General features: G+C 68.5%; 17 protein-coding genes and 1 pseudogene. 8 read left to right on the top strand and 10 right to left on the bottom strand.

All coding sequences use genetic code 11. From position 1 onward, the window contains the following. Window positions 1-15 precede the first annotated feature (15 nt). Both BMY19_RS05395 and BMY19_RS05400 read right to left on the bottom strand, forming a co-directional pair. Window positions 16-702: a LysE family translocator gene (locus BMY19_RS05395; RefSeq protein WP_100251088.1), complete on the bottom strand. Its 687-nt coding sequence runs from the start codon at window positions 700-702 to the stop codon at window positions 16-18. A gap of 16 nt (window positions 703-718) precedes the next feature. After that, window positions 719-922 (bottom strand): hypothetical protein, encoded by a 204-nt coding sequence (locus BMY19_RS05400; protein ID WP_100251089.1) that lies wholly within the window; start codon window positions 920-922, stop codon window positions 719-721. A gap of 335 nt (window positions 923-1,257) precedes the next feature. Here BMY19_RS05400 and BMY19_RS05405 point away from each other — a divergent pair, with 335 nt between their 5' ends. Beyond that, entirely contained in the window at window positions 1,258-2,343 is a 1,086-nt protein-coding gene (locus BMY19_RS05405) for a helix-turn-helix transcriptional regulator (RefSeq protein WP_100251090.1), read from the top strand. A gap of 1 nt (window position 2,344) precedes the next feature. Here BMY19_RS05405 and BMY19_RS05410 read toward each other — a convergent pair whose 3' ends face one another. Then, a complete protein-coding gene (locus tag BMY19_RS05410; protein ID WP_100251091.1) occupies window positions 2,345-3,274 on the bottom strand; it encodes a ribokinase in 930 nt (309 codons plus the stop codon). Between the two features lie 53 nt (window positions 3,275-3,327). Here BMY19_RS05410 and BMY19_RS05415 point away from each other — a divergent pair, with 53 nt between their 5' ends. The 3 genes from BMY19_RS05415 to BMY19_RS05425 all read left to right on the top strand — a co-directional run bounded on the left by BMY19_RS05415 (window position 3,328) and on the right by BMY19_RS05425 (window position 7,484). Beyond that, on the top strand, window positions 3,328-4,137 hold the full coding sequence (locus BMY19_RS05415; protein WP_020091746.1) for a GntR family transcriptional regulator: 810 nt from the start codon (window positions 3,328-3,330) through the stop codon (window positions 4,135-4,137). Window positions 4,138-4,469: 332 nt separating this feature from the next. Continuing rightward, entirely contained in the window at window positions 4,470-6,887 is a 2,418-nt protein-coding gene (locus BMY19_RS05420) for an MASE4 domain-containing protein (protein ID WP_100251092.1), read from the top strand. A 174-nt stretch (window positions 6,888-7,061) separates the two neighbouring features. Continuing rightward, window positions 7,062-7,484 carry a DUF2852 domain-containing protein gene (locus tag BMY19_RS05425; protein ID WP_091678618.1) on the top strand — a complete coding sequence of 141 codons (423 nt, stop codon included), beginning with the start codon at window positions 7,062-7,064 and terminating at the stop codon, window positions 7,482-7,484. Window positions 7,485-7,548: 64 nt separating this feature from the next. Here BMY19_RS05425 and BMY19_RS05430 read toward each other — a convergent pair whose 3' ends face one another. From BMY19_RS05430 to BMY19_RS05440, 3 genes and pseudogenes are all read right to left on the bottom strand, one after another. Next, window positions 7,549-7,911: a DUF1428 domain-containing protein gene (locus BMY19_RS05430; RefSeq protein ID WP_020091748.1), complete on the bottom strand. Its 363-nt coding sequence runs from the start codon at window positions 7,909-7,911 to the stop codon at window positions 7,549-7,551. A 38-nt stretch (window positions 7,912-7,949) separates the two neighbouring features. Continuing rightward, window positions 7,950-8,075 (bottom strand): annotated as a pseudogene (locus tag BMY19_RS31225) (lactoylglutathione lyase); the annotation flags it as partial. A gap of 96 nt (window positions 8,076-8,171) precedes the next feature. Next, window positions 8,172-8,867, bottom strand: coding sequence for an ArsR/SmtB family transcription factor (locus tag BMY19_RS05440; protein WP_100251093.1), 696 nt, complete (start codon window positions 8,865-8,867; stop codon window positions 8,172-8,174). Between the two features lie 173 nt (window positions 8,868-9,040). Here BMY19_RS05440 and BMY19_RS05445 point away from each other — a divergent pair, with 173 nt between their 5' ends. Then, a complete protein-coding gene (locus BMY19_RS05445) occupies window positions 9,041-9,277 on the top strand; it encodes a hypothetical protein (protein WP_100251094.1) in 237 nt (78 codons plus the stop codon). A gap of 69 nt (window positions 9,278-9,346) precedes the next feature. Then, the gene (locus BMY19_RS05450; protein WP_020091752.1) at window positions 9,347-10,003 is read left to right on the top strand and encodes an antibiotic biosynthesis monooxygenase family protein; all 657 of its coding nucleotides are present in this window, start codon (window positions 9,347-9,349) and stop codon (window positions 10,001-10,003) included. A gap of 263 nt (window positions 10,004-10,266) precedes the next feature. On the opposite strand, the gene BMY19_RS05455 is transcribed toward BMY19_RS05450, so the two are convergent. Continuing rightward, window positions 10,267-13,512 carry a PAS domain S-box protein gene (locus BMY19_RS05455; RefSeq protein ID WP_100251095.1) on the bottom strand — a complete coding sequence of 1,082 codons (3,246 nt, stop codon included), beginning with the start codon at window positions 13,510-13,512 and terminating at the stop codon, window positions 10,267-10,269. A gap of 1,117 nt (window positions 13,513-14,629) precedes the next feature. On the opposite strand from BMY19_RS05455, the gene BMY19_RS05460 reads away from it, so the two are divergent. Both BMY19_RS05460 and BMY19_RS05465 read left to right on the top strand, forming a co-directional pair. Then, complete coding sequence (locus BMY19_RS05460) at window positions 14,630-15,025, top strand: hypothetical protein (protein ID WP_091678599.1); 396 nt, start codon at window positions 14,630-14,632, stop codon at window positions 15,023-15,025. Continuing rightward, window positions 15,012-15,911 (top strand): sigma-70 family RNA polymerase sigma factor, encoded by a 900-nt coding sequence (locus BMY19_RS05465; protein WP_091678597.1) that lies wholly within the window; start codon window positions 15,012-15,014, stop codon window positions 15,909-15,911. Before BMY19_RS05460 ends, BMY19_RS05465 begins: the two co-directional genes overlap by 14 nt. A gap of 3 nt (window positions 15,912-15,914) precedes the next feature. On the opposite strand, the gene BMY19_RS05470 is transcribed toward BMY19_RS05465, so the two are convergent. From BMY19_RS05470 to BMY19_RS05480, 3 genes are all read right to left on the bottom strand, one after another. Continuing rightward, on the bottom strand, window positions 15,915-16,355 hold the full coding sequence (locus BMY19_RS05470; RefSeq protein ID WP_091678895.1) for a hypothetical protein: 441 nt from the start codon (window positions 16,353-16,355) through the stop codon (window positions 15,915-15,917). Between the two features lie 12 nt (window positions 16,356-16,367). Then, window positions 16,368-17,126, bottom strand: coding sequence for an SDR family oxidoreductase (locus tag BMY19_RS05475; protein WP_170862911.1), 759 nt, complete (start codon window positions 17,124-17,126; stop codon window positions 16,368-16,370). Window positions 17,127-17,446: 320 nt separating this feature from the next. Then, window positions 17,447-18,298 (bottom strand): MBL fold metallo-hydrolase, encoded by an 852-nt coding sequence (locus BMY19_RS05480; RefSeq protein WP_244534846.1) that lies wholly within the window; start codon window positions 18,296-18,298, stop codon window positions 17,447-17,449. Window positions 18,299-18,505: the final 207 nt, after the last annotated feature.

Below are 18,505 nucleotides of genomic sequence, written 5' to 3' on the forward strand. Positions count from 1 at the left end.
GCGCTGCGCGGCGGCTCAGAGCCGGCTCGGCGCTCGGACGCCCGCGCCCGACACCCCGCTCACGCCCGCGCTGCTCGAACGGACCGCCGTGCCACCGTCCAGTCCCCGAACGAGCAAGCTCAGCGCCAGGAGGGCGAGGAGAAGGCCCGCGGCCTTGTTCATCCGATTCAGGACCTGGCTGGTCACGCAGCGCCGGAACAGGGACACCGCGGTGTTGAGCACCACCCACCAGCCGAACGAGCCGACGAAGACACCGGCCGCCAGGACCGGGAACGGTGCGGTCCCGCGCTCGAGGAAGGCCGGCGTCGCGGCCAGGAACAGCACGGGGGTGACCGGATTCGTCAGGGCCAGCGCGACCGCGCTGCCGTAGCTCACCGCCAGCGTGTCGCGGCACGCGCGGCCCTCCTGCAGCACCGAGACGCTGCGAAGCACCCGGACCGCGAGGGCGAGCAGCACCGTCCCCGAGATCAGGGAGAGAACGGCGCCGTTCGACCACACCGCGGCGAGCTCCGCGCCCCAGCGCATGACGAGACCCCCGTATGTCAGGTGCACGGTGGCGACACCGAGCCCGGTGGCGAGGCCGGTCGACAGGCCGCCTGACAGCGTTCGCTGAACGCACAGCAAGCTCGTCGGCCCGATCGGCGCGGCGATGGACAGACCGAGACTTGCGCCGGTGAGCAGTGCCGTGGCGACGACGCTCATGGCACCGGGAATCCGGTCAGTCGTCTTCCGCGCGGTCGAGGGGCGAGGCGGCCGCCCGGGACCCCGCGGCCGCCCTGTCGGTGCCCGGGCACCCGATGTGATCGCGCTCCACGGCGGACGACGCTTGGGCACACGCGATGTCCGGCATGTCGTTCGGCTCGTTGGCGCGGGCGCCGACGCAGAACAAGACGACCACGGCGGTGGCGACGACTGTTTTCATGGCTGTTCCTCCCTCGCGTCGACACACTAGGGAGGGCCGGAACCCTGGCATCCTCTGTTCGGCGGATGGCACCGCCAGCGCCGCGTCGCGCTCGCCGCCGGCGTTCCGGTCGGGCGACAAAGCACCGTGGCGCCAGGCACTTACACCGCCGCGCCGGCGGTCAGGGCGGCCGTGTCGACGCCGCATGTCCGGGGCCGGGGGGCGGCAAGTCCGTCAAAACGGCCCTCGGCGCACCGTCCCTGCCGGACGGCATCCTCTGTTTGAAGGATGCAAATGTCGGTTTTGGACTGATATTGGTATTACCGCGGTCAGAAGAATCGTCGCGGGACGTGCCAATGCGGGAAGCGCTTATCGACCGGATCTACGAGGCTGCGGGCACGCCGGAACTCTGGCCCGACGTCCTCCAGTCCATCGGCGATATGGCGAACTCGGACGGCGCTGTGCTCACGGTGCTCCCGCCCGTCGGGACCTCCCGCTGGATCGCCTCACCGGCCCTGGAGCAGCGCCTCGGTCACCAGACCGGCGCGGGGCGCAGCAGCGGTCGGATGGCGCCGTGGCGCACCGACGCCCAGGCGGGCTTCACGCGCGACGTCGACCTCGTGCCGGCCTCCTACGAAGGCTGGCCCCGCGAAGGCGACAGGCCGTTCTGGCAGGTGGGCACAACGATTCCCCTTTCGACAGGCGACATCGCGATCGTGACCGCCGAACGGCGGGCTCAAACCGGCCCCCATGAGGCCTCCGTCCTGCCCGGACTGGACGCCTTGCGACCACACCTCGTGCGCGCCTGCGAGCTCAGCGCCCAGTTCAGCTGCGAGCGCGGCCGCGTCACGACCGCGACGCTCAGCCAGATCGGACTCCCCGCCGCCGTTCTGTCGGCCTCGGGTCGGGTGCTGACCATGAATGCCCGGCTGCAGGAGCGGGAGGAGGTCCTGCCCCCCGGCCAGCACGGCGGCCAGCTCTTCAAGAGCCTGATCAACAGCAAGCTGCTGCAGGACGCGATCGGCAACGTCGTTGGCGGCCGGCGCGCGGCGCAGACGATGCCGGTGCGCAGCTACTCTGATCACCGTCCTCAGATCGCTCATGTCATGCGCCTGAAGCAGCGCCCCGGCGACGTTTTCGGTGCCTCGGCGGTGCTCCTCGTTCTCGTGCATGTCGGCGCGCGGGCGGTTCCGGACGACGGCCTGCTGAACATGCTGTTCGACCTGACCCCGGCGGAGGCGCGGTTGCTCCAGGCGCTCGCCGGAGGGTTGCGTCTGCAGAGCTACGCCGAGAGCGTCGGCGTCCAGACAAGCACAGTCCGCACCCAGCTCAACTCGATCTTCAACAAGACCGGAACGAAGCGGCAGGCCGATTTGCTGAGCATCGTCACGTCGCTCGCGCTCTTCAGCGGGCAGACGACGAAGCGCCTGGGCGCGGCGTGACTCACATATCGGCGTCGCGGAGGAAGGCGGCCAGCACCTGCGCGGTCGGAAAGGCCTCGAAAGCCCCGAACCGGCAGGTCGTGAGCGCACCGCAGGCCGCGGCCTGCCGCAGGGTCGCGTCGAGGGGCTCTCCCGCGAGCAGGCCCGCGATCAGCCCGGCCGTGAACCCGTCCCCCGCGCCGACCGTGTCGACCGCCGCGACCGCGAAGGCCGGCTGGCTGAGGGGGGGCAGTCCGGGGCGGAACGCCACCGCGCCGCGCTCTCCCAGGGTCACGATCAGCAGTCCGAGGCCTCCGGAGAGCGGGGCGGCGATCCCCGGCGTCGCTTCCGTGGCGTCCGCGATGGCGTCGGGAGTCCCGAGGCCGAGGTCGGCGGCCTCGACCGCGTTGACGACGAGGATCGCGGTATCGGCCAGGATCGCCGGGTCGATGGGGCGCATCGGGGAGGGATTCAGCAGCGTGGGGATGCCCGCCTGCCCAGCGAGCGCGAACGCCGCTCGGATCGAGGCGTCCGGCGATTCGAACGTCGCCGCCACGAGGTCCGCTCGCTCGAGGCGGGCGGCGACGGCTCGGACGTCCTCCGCACCGAGGGCGAGGTTGGCCCCGAGGCAGACCGCGAGACAGTTCTCGCCGGCCGCGTCGACGAACGCGACGCCGGCGCCCGTCGAGCCGGCATGCGGCACCAGCATGTCCTCGGCGAATCCGACCCGCGCGAAGGTGGCGCGGACCATAGGGGAGAACACGTCCGTGCCGACGGCGAAGAGTCCGTCCACCTCGACGCCGAGCTGGTGCGCGGCGAGCGCGAGGTTGAAGCCCTTGCCGCCAGGCTCGGCGAGGAAGGCCAAGCCATCGAGGGACTCGCCCGCCTGCGGCAGCCGCGCGACCTTGACCGAGCAGGCGATCACGAAGCTTCCGACGACGAAGAGGCGCATGGAGCGCTCCGAACCTGTACACTGCGAATAGCTGTACCGGAGGCCGATCGGACGTGCGCCCCAAAAATCGGACGATCAAGGGTGATGTCGAGGCGGACCTCGCGGAGGGCGAGCGTCCCTCCGTGCTCTCTCTCCTCCGCCTGCGCGCCGACACGGCGATGCCGCTGTACCGGCAGATCGAGGGTCAGCTTCGCGAACTGATCCTGTCGGGCTCGCTGCCGCCGGGCGTCACCTTGCCGGCCGAGCGCCAGCTCGCCGACAGCCTCGGGGTCAGCCGCGTGACGGTCCAACGCGCCTATGCCGAACTCAGCGACAACGAGCTGCTCGTCCCGCGCGGGCGCTGCGGCTTCCTCGTGCGCCGTCCCCCCGAGCCCGTGCGCCCGGGTATGGACCGGCTCAAGGGCTTCACGGAGGAGATGCGGGAGCTGGGGAAGATCCCATCCTCGCGCATCCTCGATCGGGCGGTCACCGAGGACCGCTCGATCGCATCGATCTTCGGCCTGCCCTCGACGGCCCCGTTCCTGCGTCTGACGCGCGTTCGCTCCGGCGACGGCGTGCCGATGTCGCGCGAGGTCGCCTGGTACAACATCCGCGCCGTGCCCGCCCTCGAGACCGGCGACCTCTCCGGTTCCGTCTACGCCTTCCTGAGCGGGCACCCGGGCGGCCGCCTCGTGCGCTGCGAGCAGACGGTGGAGGCGACCATGCCGACGGCTGACGAGTGCGAGATCTTCGCCTTCGAACAGCCCCTCCCGTGCCTGCTGATCAAGCGCCACAGCTACAATCAGGACTCGGTGATGATCGAGTACGTGGAAGGCCTGTTCCGAGGCGATGCCTATCGCTATCGGCTGAATCTGCGCGCGTAGTATGCCCGGCTGACCGAACCGGACTCGCTTCCGTACGGTGCGCGCGACGGGCTGGGCGATGCCCCGCTCGAACCGCTTCCGGCCCGCGACGGGGACCCGCCTCCTTCAGGAAAGAGCTCTCCACGCTCGCCGGGCAAGGCGATTCCGCCGAGGCCGCCATCCGTCGCCCACCGCCGTCACGGCACGGGAACGACGGCCGAGCTTCGCCCTTTTAACGGACGGGAACGCCCCTGTGCCTCGCGTGGAACAGCGAGAAGCGCCGTGGTACACCTGATGCCTCGCGAGCGATCAGCCGGCGCAGCCAGCCATCCCGCTTCGGTCCGGAGCACACGATGAGCGAGTCCTCGACGGCGCCGACCCTGGCGACCCTGGCGACAGCCCGGGCCGGCCGGACGCAGCGTCGGCTCGCGGTCGCCGTCAGCCTCCTGTTCGGGGCCGTCACCCTCGCGCTGCTGCCGTTCGCCAACCGCCCGATGCCGCCGATGCCGGGCTTCGTGCCCGTCTACCAATCGGCGCTGATCGTGGTCTACGGCCTGACCACGTACCTGTTCCTCACGCAGTACCGCCGCATCGGCTCGGCGCCGCTGCTCGTGCTCGGGGCCGGCAGCCTCTACGTGACGCTCGTCGTCTTCCTGCAGATGCTGTCGTTCCCGAACGTCCTCGCGCAGGGTCGGCTCCTCGGTGACGGGCCGGACACCACGACGTGGCTCTGGACCTTCTGGCATCTCGGGCCGCCGCTCTTCGCGCTGCCCTACGCGCTCCTGGAGGGCGACGAGCGTCCGCCGCAGGCCCCGCGCGGAAAGGCCGGACGGATCGGCTGGGCCACCGTCGCCGGGACCGTCGCGGCCGCCGCGCTCACCGGCGTGGTGGCCGTCCGCTACGTCCACCTCCTGCCGAAATGCGTCGAGGGCGACGATTACTGGCTGCTCACCACCTCGGGCATCGGGCCGGGCGTAGTCGCCCTGACCGTCATCGCGCTGGCCGTGCTGTGGTGGAAGACCCGCCTGCGGACCGTGCTCCAGCTCTGGCTGGCCGTGTCGCTTCTGCTGCTCGTCTTCGACAACATGGTCACGCTTCCGGGCGCCGCCCGCGGCACGGTCGGCTGGTTCGCGGGCCGGATGGAAGCCCTGGTGGCCGGCTTCATCCTGCTCGGCGTCTACCTGCGCGAGGTCGACTTCCTGTACGCGCAGGCTGCGGCCGCCGCCGAGGACCGGGAGGCCCGGCGGGCGGAGCTGCAGCGTGCCCGCGACAACCTCGCCCTGGCGCTGGAAGCGGCCGAGATGGGCGACTGGGAGCTCGACCTCCGTGGCAACACGGCGCGCCGGTCGCCGAGGCACGACGCGATCTTCGGCCACAGCGCTCCGGTCGCGGCATGGGACGTCGGGACCTTCGTCGAGCACGTCGTCCCCGAGGACCGAGACGCCGTGCGGGCGGCGTTCGATGCCGCCATCGGGACGGGCCGCCTCGACATCGACTGCCACATCCGGCGGGCCGAGGACGGGGCCGCCCGCTCGGTCACGATGCGGGGCAAGGTCTACCGCGACGGGAACGGCAAGCCCCGGTCCATGGCGGGCGTCGTGATGGACACGACGCGCCAGCGCGAGGCCGAGGAACGCCTGAACCAGGCTCAGAAGATGGAGGCCATCGGCCAGTTGACCGGGGGCGTGGCGCACGACTTCAACAACCTGCTGACCATCATCGTCGGCAACCTCGACATGATCGTGCGCAAGCCCGACAACCCGCAGCGCGTCGAGAGGCTGGCCACGTCGGCGATGACGGCGGCGCGGCGCGGGGCCGAGGTCACCGAGAAGCTGCTGTCGTTCTCCCGGCGCCAGGTGCTCCGGCCAGAGACCGTCAACCCCAACCGGCTGCTTAAGGATTTCCAGGCCCTGCTGAAGCGGGCCGTCGGCGAGACCGTCGAGATCCGGTTCGACCTCGACGCGGTCCTCGATCCGGTCCGGCTCGATCCGGGACAGTTCGAGAGTGCGGTGCTGAACCTCGCGGTCAACGCCCGGGACGCGATGCCGGACGGCGGCGTCCTGACGGTCAAGACCTGCAACGGGCACCTCGATGCCGCGGAGATTCCCGACCGGCCCGACCTGCGGCCGGGCGCCTACGTGCTCGTCTCGGTCACCGACACGGGCCAGGGCATGGACGCCGCCACGCGCAGCCGCGCCTTCGAGCCGTTCTTCACGACCAAGGATGTCGGCAAGGGAACGGGCCTCGGCCTCAGCCAAGTCTACGGGTTCGTGCGGCAGGCCGGAGGGCACGCGCAGATCAAGAGCGAGCCCGGCGCCGGCACCTCCATCGAGCTCTACCTGCCGCGCTCGGCCGAGAGGGCCGTCGAGGCCCGGCCGGACAACACCCTCCCGCTGCGGCGGGCGGCCTCCGGCGAGGTGGTGCTCGTGGTCGAGGACGAGCCGGCGGTGCTGGTGATGGCGGTCGAGAGCCTGGGCGAGCTCGGTTACCGGACCCTGACCGCGACCCGGGCGTCGGAGGCCCTGGAGCGGCTGGGCGGCCCCGAGCGCATCGACATCCTGTTCTCGGACGTCGTCATGCCCGGTGGCATGAACGGCGTGCAGCTCTCGGTCGAGGCCCGGCGCCTGCGTCCCGGCCTGCGGGTGCTCCTGACGTCCGGTTACACGGGCACGGCGCTCGACGAGCACGCGGTGCCGGCCGACCTGCCTCTCCTGAGCAAGCCCTATCAACGGGACGAACTCGCCAACAAGCTCAGGGTCGTCCTGGGCTGAACCCCCGGACCCAGGGCATTCCGCCCCGCGGTCGCGCGGCGTCGCGGACGGGTTGTCCGTCAACAGGCCTGAAGGCTTAACCCGGCCTTAACCGACCGGTTCAGCCCGCAGCAGCAACATGTCGGCATGCTCCGTCCGTCCTCAACGGCGCCGGTACGCGCAAGGAGCTGTCCCATGCCCATCATGCCCTGGATCCACGATGCCCTCTCTGTCGGCAGCTTCGCCGCCCTCGTCCTCGTCGCGCGGCAGGCGCTCGTGCGGCGCGATCTCGGGCTGTCCGGCCTGCCGGGCCTCGAACGCCTGCGCCGGTCCCTCGGGCCCGGCACCGGGTTCCGTGAGCGGCGCCGGTTCACGTCGCCCCGGACCAGCGGCAACACCGCCTTCGACGCCTGGCGCGACGGCGAGATCGGCCGCATCGAGGGGGAACGCCGCGCGCTCGAAACGCGTCTCCGGGACTTCGAGGGTTTCGTCGACGCGCTGAAGCGCGCCAAGGATCGCGCGACCTTCGAGCGCTTCGTGGCGGAACATCCCGCGGGATCGGGGGCAGCGGTCGACATCGCCGGCACCGCCGATCAGGCCGAACATCGAAAAGGCTAGGTCGCCTGAGGGTTGCACCGGAGCGTCGGGGCCACGCCGTCGAGGATCAGGATCCTCGTCTCCTCTACGCCGCCCCGCGCGACGCTTCGAAGACCGCGGCGAAACCTCCGAAGATCATCCGCGCCCCGTCGAACGGCATGGTCAGATCGCGGAAGCGCGGATCGGTCCGCATCGCGGCCTCGCACCGGTCTGCCGTTTCCCGGTCGGGCCAGAGGATCCACCCGAGGACGACGCTCTCGCCGTCGCGAAGGGCGACGGACCGCCGGAAATCGGTCCGCTCGCCCTCCGGAACGTTGTCGCCCCAGGCCTCCATCTGGTGGAGCGCGCCGTACTCACGGAACAGCGCCCAGGCCGCCCTGGCCGACGCGACATAGGCCTCCCGGTTCGCGTCGGGAACCGGCGTGACGAACCCGCTCACGTAAGTCATGGGTTGCCTCCTCGAGTCGGGGTGCGCGCGGAAAGGCTTCAGGCCGGAGAGTGCCCTCGCGTCACGGCCTCGGGGTCCATCCACATCAGCTCGACGACGTGGCCATCCGGATCCTCGATGTTCCGGCCGTACATGAACGTGCCCATCTCCTGCGGCGGGCGGGGACCGGGACGTCGTGCAGCGGTTCGCCGGACTGTTTTCCCTGCCGAGGAAGGCGTTCTGATCGCTTTGGAGGGTGCAGACCGGATCACGACCGACCGTCACTCGACGAAGCCGAACTCGCTCTCGAAGCCGAGTCTTCCCCTCTCGGTCACGCGGATGGCGCGCCCGTCGCGCTGACGCTCGATCCACCCGAGATCCTCGCAGCGGCGGCACAAGGCGGCTCCGAGGCGGCCGGCGAGGTGCGGTCTCCGCTCGCTCCAGTCTAAGCAGGGGCGGCAGAGCAGGCGGCGGGTTCGTCCGGCCGGTTCGATTTCGACACCGAACGCGGCCAGCCACGCACTGCCGGATGCGGTCACTTCACCCGCCTCCTCGCCCAGGACGATCAGTCCCCGTGCGACCAGCGCATCGGCGATCCCGACGCCGAGCCGTCCGGCGAGGTGATCGTAGCAGGTGCGGGCCTCGCGCAAGGCTGGATCGATCCGCGGCGTCGCTCGGCGCGACGCTTCCTCCGGCTCGCCCCGGTTCGCGATCACCATCATGGCCTCGAGCATGCTGGCGACCTCGACGGAGGCGAGGCGGAAGTATCGGTGCCGACCTTGGCGCGACACCGTGAGCAGGCCGCCGGCCACGAGCTTCGTCAGGTGCTCGCTCGCGGTGGCTGGAGCGACGCCGGCCGTCCAGGCCAGTTCGGTCGCGGTCAGCGCTCGCCCGTCGATCAAGGTCGACAGGATATTGGCGCGGCTGGGATCTCCGACGAGCGCGCCGATCTCGGAGAGTGCAGGACCCTGCGTCATGAGCTGAACCTACACGCGCTCAACGCCCGCCGCATCCGACGACGCTTCGGTTTGGACCGAAGCGTTTACGGCTGACTCGGCTGGGATCCCTGGATCAGAGTGGGAGCGTGAAGCTGGAGAACCGCGCCACGTCTGTGCCGACGGTTCGCCCGCCACGGCAATAGGTGACGCCTATGACGCCCGATGAGATTGACGACAGGGAGGAGCATCATCGGATCGAAGATCCGCGATCCGGGCCCACACTGTTCCTTCGCCGGCTGTCTCCCCAGTTCCGGGGTGAGCGGGACGGTCTCACGACCGACGCCGCGTGGCTGCTCGATGCCTTCTCCGGCACCCCGGACCGGCGTGACATCAAGCTCGGGCGCGGCACGCATCTGATGCATCTCGAGGCCGGGCGTAGGGCCCTCTGACGAGCCTCCGCCACATGTCTGAGTGAGCCGGTCCCGGCTTGAACCGTATCGACACCCAGGGAGGAGCCCATGTTCTCCGTCATCTTCGAAGTCCGACCCGGCGACGGTCGCAAGGACGCCTATCTGGAACACGCGCGCGTGCTGAAGCCTGAGCTCGAGGGCATCGACGGCTTCATCGACAACGAGCGCTTCACGAGCCGGACGCGGCCGGGCTGGGTCCTTTCGCACTCGACGTGGCGGGACGAGAAGTCGGTGATCCGCTGGCGCACCCATGCCGGTCATCACCTGATCCAGGGGAAAGGCCGGTCCGAGGTGTTCGCGGACTACCATCTCCGCGTCGGCGAGGTGACGGCTGACACCCACCCGCCGGCGGGACATCGGGTCCGCGAGCAACGCCTCGATGAGACGGAAGTCGGCCAAGCCAAGGCCTGTACACTGTCGGAGGCGATGTCGGCGGACCGGCCCACGCCCTTCGATGTCGACCTCATGGCCATGCTCGGTCTCGACCAGCGGACCGAGGGGCTGGTGAGTTGGGACGCGTTCGATTCCTTCACCAATCCAGGAAAGGTGCTGGTGCTGCTGTCGTGGAGAGATGCCGGCGCGGCGAACGCCGTCTCATCGGTCGCCGGCACGCGCCTCCGAGCTGTTCGGATCATTCGCGACTACGGGATGTTCGACAGGCGTGAGAGCCCGCAATATCACCCGGCCGTGCAAGCCCCGGGATAGGGCCCGACGACGAGAACCGGGCATCAACACCTTCGGCGTCGCTCCGTCATCGGTCTCGCGAATGCGGACCCGGTGGCACGACGCGGTCGTCCCGCGGCCTGCCCTGCGATCATGTGCGCGACCGGCCCGGGGAACCGGATCACGGACGAGGCGACCGATCCACGAGGCGGTCACCTCGCTGGCGGCACCCCAGGGCTCGCCCGCTCCCGTTGCACGAGCAGTCGGCTGCCCTCTGGGGGCGCGGCCCTTTCGGACGAGGGGGTTCAAGTCTCGGCGATGAGGTCCTTGATGCGGGAGGCGAGGGTCTCCAGCACGAACGGCTTGGTCAAGACCTGCATCCCGGGCCGAAGGTAGCCGTTCCCGAGCACGGCGTTCTCCGCGTACCCGGTGATGAACAGCACCTTCAGGTCCGGTCGCCGCTCGCGGCCGGCGTCCGCCATCTGTCGCCCGTTCATGCCCCCCGGCAGGCCAACATCCGTCACCAGCAGATCGATGCGCACGTCCGACTGCAGCACCTTCAGGCCGGCGACGCTGTCGGCGGCCTCGATGGCGGTGTAGCCCAGGTCCTCCAGCACCTCGGTGACCAGCATGCACACCGAGGGCTCGTCGTCGACGACCAGCACCGTCTCGCCCTGGCCCGCTTGCTCGACCTCGGAAAGCCTGCGCGCGACCGCGTCCTCGTCGGCCTCGCCGTAGTGCCGCGGCAGGTAGAGGCAGACCGTCGTCCCCGCGCCGACCTCGGAGTAGATCCGCACCTGCCCGCCGGACTGCTTGGCGAAGCCGTAGACCATGGACAGGCCGAGGCCCGTGCCCTCGCCGGTGGGCTTTGTGGTGAAGAACGGCTCGAACACCTTTCCGATCAGGTCCGGCGCCATGCCGGTGCCGGTGTCGGTCACGCAGACGCCGAGATACTGGCCGGGCGCGAGGTCGTGCTGGCGGCCGCCGACCTCGTCGATCCACCTGTTGGCGGTCTCGATGGTGATGCGACCACCGTCCGGCATCGCGTCGCGGGCGTTGATGCACAGGTTGAGCAGCGCGTTCTCCAGCTGGCCCGGGTCGATCAGCGCCGGCCACAGCCCCGCGAGACCGACGACCTCCAAGTGGACGGCCGGACCGACGGTGCGCCGGACCAGCTCCTCCATGTCGTGGACGAGGCGGTTCACGTTGGTGGGTTTGGGGTCGAGGGTCTGGCGGCGGGAGAAGGCCAGCAGGCGATGCGTCAGGGCGGCGGCCCGCTTGGCCGCGCCCTGGGCGACGCTCATGTAGCGGTCGAGGTCACCCATCCGCCCCTGGCTCATCCGCGTCTGCATCAGTTCCAGGGAACCGGAGATGCCCGCGAGCAGGTTGTTGAAATCGTGTGCGAGGCCGCCGGTCAGCTGGCCGACCGCCTCCATCTTCTGCGACTGCCGCAGAGCCTCCTCCGTCTTGGCCAGCGCCTCGGCCTGCTGCTTGATCTCGGTCACGTCGCGCACGGACGAGTAGATCAGCCCGTCGCGGGGCACCGCGTTCCAGGACAGCCAGACATAGCTGCCGTCCTTGCGGCGGTAGCGGTTCTCGAACGTGAGCTGGGCCTCCCCGCGCGACAGTCCCCCCGCCGCCGCCACGGTCGACGCGACGTCGTCGGGGTGGACGAAATCGAGGAACGGCCGCGCCTTCATGTCGGCGTCGGTCCACCCGAGGGTTCGCGACCAGGCCGGGTTGAGGCCGACGAAGTAGCCGTCGAGGTTGGCCACGCAGAGCAGGTCGGACGAGGCCTGCCAGATCTGGTCGCGCTCGGCGGTCCGGACGGCGACATGGCGGGCGAGGTCGGCCTCCGTCTGCACCCGGACGGTCACGTCCTGCACGAAGACGTGGAAACCGTCGACGCGGCCGCCGGCGGTCCGTCGCGGCAGGTAGCGGATCTCGGCGACGCGGTGGCGCCCGTCGCGGTGCGGCCAGTCCGTCTCGAAGGTGACGGGCTCACCCCCGAGCGCCCGATCGATGAAGGGTCGCCGCACGGCGTAGGCGGCCGGGCCGAGCAGCGCGTGGACATCGCGTCCGACGACATCGCCGGGCGGGGCGGAAAACCAGTCCTTGTAGGCCTCGTTGGCGAAGCGGTAGACGTGGCCGGCGTCGATGAACGCGATCAGCACCGGCAGCGCGTCGGTGATGAGCCGGAGCTCGCGCGCGCTGGCCTCCGCCAGCAACTCGGCGCTCCTGCGCGCGGTGATGTCGCTGAAGAAGACCGCGACGCGGTGGTCGCGCGGGTCCCCGACCCGATGCGCACGCACGTCGAACCAGCGCCCGAACACGGCGGCGTAGTTCTCGAAATGGGCGGGTTCCCCGGTCAGGGCGACGCGGCCGTAGCTGTCGAACCAGTGCCGTTCGAGGTCGGGCGCGAACGTGCTGACCCAGCGGCCGGCGACGTCGGCCCCCGTCTGCCGGGCGAAGGCCGGATTGGCCTCCTCGATCAGGTAATCGACCGCCCGTCCGTCCGCGTCGAACCGCATCATGAGGATGCAGAACCCGACCTCGACCGTCTCGAACAGCGTCCGGTAACGGGCCTCGCTCTCCTGCAGCGCCGCCTCGGCCAGGCGGCGGTCGTGGATGTCCTCAACCACCCCGTACCAGGCCACGATGGCGCCGGCTCCGTCGCGGCGGGGACGCGCGCGCGCCCGCATCCAGCGGTACGTGCCGGTCGCCGCGATGTTGATGCGATAGTCCACGTCGACCGGCTCGCCCGAGGCGAGACAGGCCGAGAACACCGCGACCGTGTGGGGGACGTCCTCCGGATGCAGGGCCTTCATCCAGCCCGCGCCGTCGGGTTCGCCGGGTGCCTGGCCCGTCAGTTCCAGCCAGCGGTTCGAGTATGAGGTGATGTTGCCCGCCGGGTCGCAGGTCCACGGCACCTGGGGATTCAGTTCGACGGTATGCCGGAGGTGGGCCTCGCGCTCCCTCAGCGCCCTCGCGGCCAGATGCTCGGCCGTGCGGTCGCGGACAATCTTGGTGAACCCGCGATGCGCACCGGCCTCGTCGAGCAGCGGCATCATCTCGCCCGACGTCCAGACGCGACTGCCGTCCTTGCGGAGGTGCCAGCGCTCGACGGAGGCGCGCGCCTCGCTCGTCGCGAGCCGCATCTCGGCCTCAGGGCGCCCCTCCGCACGGTCCTCGGGCGTGAAGATCCGGTCGGCGGGCTGCCCGCGCATCTCCTCCGACGTCCAACCGAAGATCCGCTCGGCGCCGGGGTTCCAGTCGATGACCGAGCCGTCGCGGTCGGTGACGACGATGGCGAAGTCCCTGACGTTGTCGAAGACGACCCGGTGGCGCCATTCGCTCGCTGGCGCGTCCTGCCCGGCGGTCCGATGCACCGGGCGCACCTCCCGGCCGACGGTCTCGCCCCCTGCTTCCGGCAGCCTCGAGCGCAGGCGCAGCACCTCCGCCTCAAGTTGCGCGCGCGACATCGCGCCGACGTCCGGGCCGATCGATTTCACCGTCTCCCGAATGGCCGGCGTCTCTTCGAAGTCGTGCATCAGGAGGCCAAGCCATCCAGTCCCGGCCGGTTCCGTTTGGATAGATCACGGTCGCCCGCCGGTCCGGACCGGCAGCCGCGGTCCGCCCGGCAATCGTGGCCGCCGCGTCATGCGATGGACGGACACCGTCCTGAACTTTCAAGACGGGACGGTGTTCGCCGGCATCAACCTTCGCCTGCCTTAAAGGGTCGCGACCCGATCAGCTGTCGGGCCGGCCGAGATCGAAAGGTCGGTAGCGCTCGACGCGCCGATCTCCGTCCTCGAAAGCAAGCCGTACAAGATCCTGAAGCAAGTCCAGACGTCCATTGCTTCGCGGCAAGCGAGACGGGATTGAAAAGTGAGTGGCTTCGCGTGCGACCGAAGCGCTCGAGCGAAGAACTGATTGTGCTAGAGACCGGCCGCTCGCGGAAGGATTTGCGATCCTCAGGATCAGCGTTCCGGCTGCGGCCCAGATCCGACACACCGGTCGGCACGCTCAGAGGAGACTTGAATTTATAGACGAAGATTACTGAAACTGTTGGTAGCGAGGGAGGGATTTGAACCCCCGACACAAGGATTATGATGCCCCGCTTTTTCGCTTTGAACCAAGCATTTAGCTATCAAATCGGCGGCAAACCGCTCCGCTAGCATCAATGGCTTAGGTGTCGGATTGTCAAACCACCCGGCGGCACCCCGACCTCCAAACGAACCCTGGCCGCCGCTCGAGGCGAACGGTCTCGCCGTCAGCAAGACGCGTCAGACCTGGGCACGGTGGCGAGCGTCGCAATGAGATGCGCTGGCCTCGGGCAGCAAACGACCCACGTCAGACGGTGGGCGAACGCGACACGATACCCGGAGCAGCAAACGACCCAATCTAGCCGCTCGCATCGTCGTCGGCGCTTCTCCAAAGCGGTCGCTCGTCAGTGGTCCGCCAACTTCGGCTCGGGGTGAGGGCGGTTTCTCGCTGTGGGGCTGAAATCGGACGTTCGAGCGGTTAGCGGCAGTCGGCGCGAGTTTGGCGCGATGGGCTGTGCAAGGCCGAGGCTTTGACGACAGCCTCGAGATTCTTTTCAACCGATGTCACATCCCGCGTTCGTGCGTCGTCACCCTCGTGGACCGATCACGAGGAGAGAGTGCGATGAGCCATTTCATTCCGGTTTTGGCTGGCCTGCTCGGCGTAGGATTAACCGGCAACGGCATCTTCATGCTGGCCTCGCCTGAAAATTGGTACTTCGCGGTGCCAGGCGTGACCTCGACAGGGCCATTCAATCAGCATTTCTTACGCGATATCGGCCTGATCTTCGTGCTGATCGGTACGGGATTTCTCTACGGGGCGGCGAGGCCCGATTCGCGTGCTCTGCTTTGGAGCATGGCTGCAATCTGGCTCTCAGGGCACGCGCTATTCCATTTCTGGGAGGTTGCAGTGGGCATTTGCGGACCGGAGGTGCTGCCCCGTGACTTCCCTGCGGTGACACTTCCTGCGCTTCTTGCGGTCGCCCTCAGCGTTTGGTCGCTTCGCCATGCCGACCACTGATGATCCGACCCTCATCTTCGAACAGGAGCGGACGCGGCTTGTCCGGCTCGCATACCGCATGCTCGGTTCATTCGGTGAGGCCGAGGATGTCGTGCAGGACGCCTGGCTCCGCTGGCGGTACGTCGACCATGCTGGTGTATCGTCGGCCGGAGCATTCCTGTCACGCACGGTGACGCGGCTCTGCCTGGACGTCATGAAGTCCGCCCGCGCACGGCGAGAGACATACTTCGGAACTTGGTTGCCCGAGCCCGTCGCCATGGCTCCGGACGACGCCTCTGGCGATGACATAACACTCACACTGATGCTCGCCTTGGAGCGGCTCTCTCCTCTGGAGCGGGCCGCGTTCCTCCTGCACGACGTTTTCGCGGTTCCGCTTGGGGAAATCGCGGCGACACTTCAGCGTGAGCCGCCAGCGGTCCGTCAGCTCGCAGCCAGAGCGAGGAGGCACGTGCAGTCGGCACGTCCGCGCTTCCCCGTCGACAGGGAGGAGGGAACACGCATCGCTAAAGCCTTCTTCGAGGCGTCAGCGACAGGCGACGTCGCGGCGCTTCGCAGCATGCTCGCGGAAGCGGTCATCGTGCACTCCGATGGTGGCGGGAAGGTACACGCATTCCCGCGGCCTATCATCGGCATCGACAAGGTCATGCGTATGTTTGAGGGAGCTGCGCGGAAGTCGTGGATCCAGCATGCCCAGAAGCTGCAGGACCTCTGGATCGATGGCCTGCCGGGCTATTTCAGCCTGGAGCCGGGCGGAACCCTCCAGACCGTGGCCCTCGATATCCAGGGCGGCCTGATCATCGGCATCTACTTCACCCGCAACCCGGACAAGCTCGAACGTATGGCAAGGCTGTTCGGAGGGGCAGCGGGAGAGCTGATGCCTCAATGAGTCTCACCGCCGGGCGCTTGCGAGCTCCCTGCGGCATACCTTGGAAAAGGTACAGAGTGGATCGAGGTCGCCGGCGTGGTGGATGTCGGCAAAGGACGAGAGACTCTTATGCGGGGCGAAGTAAGTCTCGCCGATGCGTTGCATGACACGCTCCGCCTCTTCGAGCGTTTCCGAACCGCCGAAGAGCCGGATCTTGTTTACGATGGCATACAGGTTCACAAGTTTGGCCGGATCTTTGAGGTCATGCTGGAAGGCGTCGCCGAACAAGGTCGACGCCTCCCGAATGAACTCGCCGTAGAGGGCTTCCCGTCGCGCGCGGTCCTGCACCAGCAGAGTTGCTCGCTCCTGGCTGTGTTGCGTCAGCCATGTCGTCGCGAAGGAGGCCATCGCGCCAATGCTGGAACCCGCAAGCGCGGAAAGCGCCGAGACGTAGGCCGCATCCATCGGCAGCATACCTCAGGCCACGCGCTTCGGCTGCGCGGCCAGCCAGTCGCTGTAGCGCCGCTTTGACAGCCAAGCGTCACCAGTGGGTGTCAACCAGCGATCTTCGAGGAGCACTCCAAAATAGGGAGCGGTGTCGTCCGTGATGACGTCACGCGTTTCGCCGATGCCGTCGAAGTGGCGCTTCACCAGCTCGGCCATCGGCAGCCGCTCAGGACCGGCAATCTCGATCATGCCGTTACGAGGTGGTGCGAGCGCGGCCTCAGCGACCTTCGCGGCTACATCGGCCGATGCAATCGGCTGGATCGAGGCGGAGGTCACCCGGGCGACGCCGTCGATGATAGCCGCTCCCGCAATCGTGCCGACGAACTCGAAGAACTGCGTGGCGCGGACCAGCGTCCAGGGCACGCCCGCCGAGGCGATCAGTTCCTCCTGGGCCAGCTTCGCGCGGAAGTAACCGCTGTCGAGCAGGAGCTCGGTCCCGACCACCGAGAGCGCCACGTGGTGCCTGACGCCCGCAGCCTTCTCTGCCGTCGCGAGGTTCCGTCCGGCGCGGACAAAAAAGTCCATCGCCGCATCGTCAGCAAAGGACGGCGCGTTGGCGACGTCGACGACGACGCTGGCTCCCTGCAACGCATCCGCGAGTCCTTCGCCCGTGACAGCGTTCACCCCCGTATTGGGCGAGGCCGCGAGCACCTCGTGGCCGGCGCTCCTCAGGTTGACGACGACCTGCGAGCCGATCAGCCCAGTGCCGCCGATGACGACGATCTTCATGTGACGCTCCATCTCAGCTCCAATCCCTTTGGGACGGGCGCGGTCATGACGAGGAGCGCCCCTTGCAGTGTGACATCGGCGTGGAAGATCAATGCGCCCGACTTGGGCCTAGCGAGGGCTTGACCTTGTGGGATGCTCGGGACCGGGGCAGCCGTGGGAAGGAGCCATTTCAGTTCAAACCTGCCGGGACGGTGCACGAGCCGACGGAGGCGCATCCTCAGGACCGATCCCGATCCCGAGGATGAACGATTGTCGATGAGGCACCCGTGCGCGAACTCCCGTGTTCAACGGACGACCGGGCCAGCACGGGCTCCATGCACTCAGAAGTCCCAGAACACGGGAACCCACCGAAAAGCGTCGCCATCAGCCGCAACCCGGCCGACGGACGGGAACGGCAGGTGCGTGGCGATCAACTGCTCGCCGGTCGCCGCCAATTCCCGCAGAAGCCGAACGCGAACGCGAGCCGCCTCCTTGGGATCGTGTTCGAAGCCGTTGTGCCAGTCGGGATGCTCGAATCCGACCGCGAACACGGCGTCGCCGGCGAATGTAAGCCGATCGCCGCCGGATGAAAGGCGGACCACGCTGTGCCCGGGAGTGTGACCGCCGGTGCGCTGGACCATCACCCCCGGCGCGACGTCGTACTCTTCGTCGAACAGTCGCAGCTGATTGCGGTACTCTTGCGCGAACCGCTTAGCGGCCGCTCTGAGCGCATCAGGAAACCCCTCTGGCATGTCGACCTGCGTGAAGTCAGGCGCCTCCCAGAATTTGACCTCGGCAGCCGCCACGTGGATCCGCAGATCCGAGCGCAGCCGCTCCTTCACTCCGTCAACGAGGAGCCCGCCGACATGGTCCATGTGCATGTGAGTGAGCACCACGTCGGTCACAGCCGCGAGATCAATGCCAGCGGCCTCCAGTCGCCTGACCAGTTGCCCGGCCCGCGGCATGTTCAGGTTCGGGTCCAGCCCCAAGCCGGCGTCGATGAGGATGGTCTGGCCGCCGCTGCGGACGACAACCACGTTCAGCGACCAGTCGAACGCGTCCGACGGCAGAAACATGTCGTTGAGCCACGCCGCCCTTTCGGCCGTATCGACGTTGTGTCCCAACATCTTGGTCGGGAGCGGCAGCACTCCATCGCTGACAACAAGCACATCGATCTTACCGACCCGCACCATGTAGCGCGATGGCACCAACTCCTCTCCTCGCACACGCGAAGAGCCAACGTATCCCGGACCGGTTCGTCTGGCATCGGCAGGTACTACAGCAGTCATCGTCATCCCTTCCATGGGACGCGCGCGCACCTGGCACGTCAGGATCATGAAACGCGCGTCATCGACAGAGACGAGACGGTGTCGGCAGATGTGACATGAGCGAAGGGAAGT

This window comes from Methylobacterium sp. UNC300MFChir4.1 (genome assembly GCF_900110155.1).
In the GTDB taxonomy this organism is placed as follows: domain Bacteria; phylum Pseudomonadota; class Alphaproteobacteria; order Rhizobiales; family Beijerinckiaceae; genus Methylobacterium.

What these genes read in the sequence shown, in the direction of transcription:
- BMY19_RS05395 (WP_100251088.1), bottom strand. Translation starts at nt 702, where the DNA reads ATGAGCGTCGTCGCCACGGCACTGCTCACCGGCGCAAGTCTCGGTCTG.
- BMY19_RS05400 (WP_100251089.1), bottom strand. Translation starts at nt 922, where the DNA reads ATGAAAACAGTCGTCGCCACCGCCGTGGTCGTCTTGTTCTGCGTCGGC.
- BMY19_RS05405 (WP_100251090.1), top strand. Translation starts at nt 1,258, where the DNA reads ATGCGGGAAGCGCTTATCGACCGGATCTACGAGGCTGCGGGCACGCCG.
- BMY19_RS05410 (WP_100251091.1), bottom strand. Translation starts at nt 3,274, where the DNA reads ATGCGCCTCTTCGTCGTCGGAAGCTTCGTGATCGCCTGCTCGGTCAAG.
- BMY19_RS05420 (WP_100251092.1), top strand. Translation starts at nt 4,470, where the DNA reads ATGAGCGAGTCCTCGACGGCGCCGACCCTGGCGACCCTGGCGACAGCC.
- BMY19_RS05425 (WP_091678618.1), top strand. Translation starts at nt 7,062, where the DNA reads ATGCCCATCATGCCCTGGATCCACGATGCCCTCTCTGTCGGCAGCTTC.
- BMY19_RS05430 (WP_020091748.1), bottom strand. Translation starts at nt 7,911, where the DNA reads ATGACTTACGTGAGCGGGTTCGTCACGCCGGTTCCCGACGCGAACCGG.
- BMY19_RS05440 (WP_100251093.1), bottom strand. Translation starts at nt 8,867, where the DNA reads ATGACGCAGGGTCCTGCACTCTCCGAGATCGGCGCGCTCGTCGGAGAT.
- BMY19_RS05445 (WP_100251094.1), top strand. Translation starts at nt 9,041, where the DNA reads ATGACGCCCGATGAGATTGACGACAGGGAGGAGCATCATCGGATCGAA.
- BMY19_RS05450 (WP_020091752.1), top strand. Translation starts at nt 9,347, where the DNA reads ATGTTCTCCGTCATCTTCGAAGTCCGACCCGGCGACGGTCGCAAGGAC.
- BMY19_RS05455 (WP_100251095.1), bottom strand. Translation starts at nt 13,512, where the DNA reads ATGCACGACTTCGAAGAGACGCCGGCCATTCGGGAGACGGTGAAATCG.
- BMY19_RS05460 (WP_091678599.1), top strand. Translation starts at nt 14,630, where the DNA reads ATGAGCCATTTCATTCCGGTTTTGGCTGGCCTGCTCGGCGTAGGATTA.
- BMY19_RS05465 (WP_091678597.1), top strand. Translation starts at nt 15,012, where the DNA reads ATGCCGACCACTGATGATCCGACCCTCATCTTCGAACAGGAGCGGACG.
- BMY19_RS05470 (WP_091678895.1), bottom strand. Translation starts at nt 16,355, where the DNA reads ATGGATGCGGCCTACGTCTCGGCGCTTTCCGCGCTTGCGGGTTCCAGC.
- BMY19_RS05475 (WP_170862911.1), bottom strand. Translation starts at nt 17,126, where the DNA reads ATGAAGATCGTCGTCATCGGCGGCACTGGGCTGATCGGCTCGCAGGTC.
- BMY19_RS05480 (WP_244534846.1), bottom strand. Translation starts at nt 18,298, where the DNA reads ATGGTGCGGGTCGGTAAGATCGATGTGCTTGTTGTCAGCGATGGAGTG.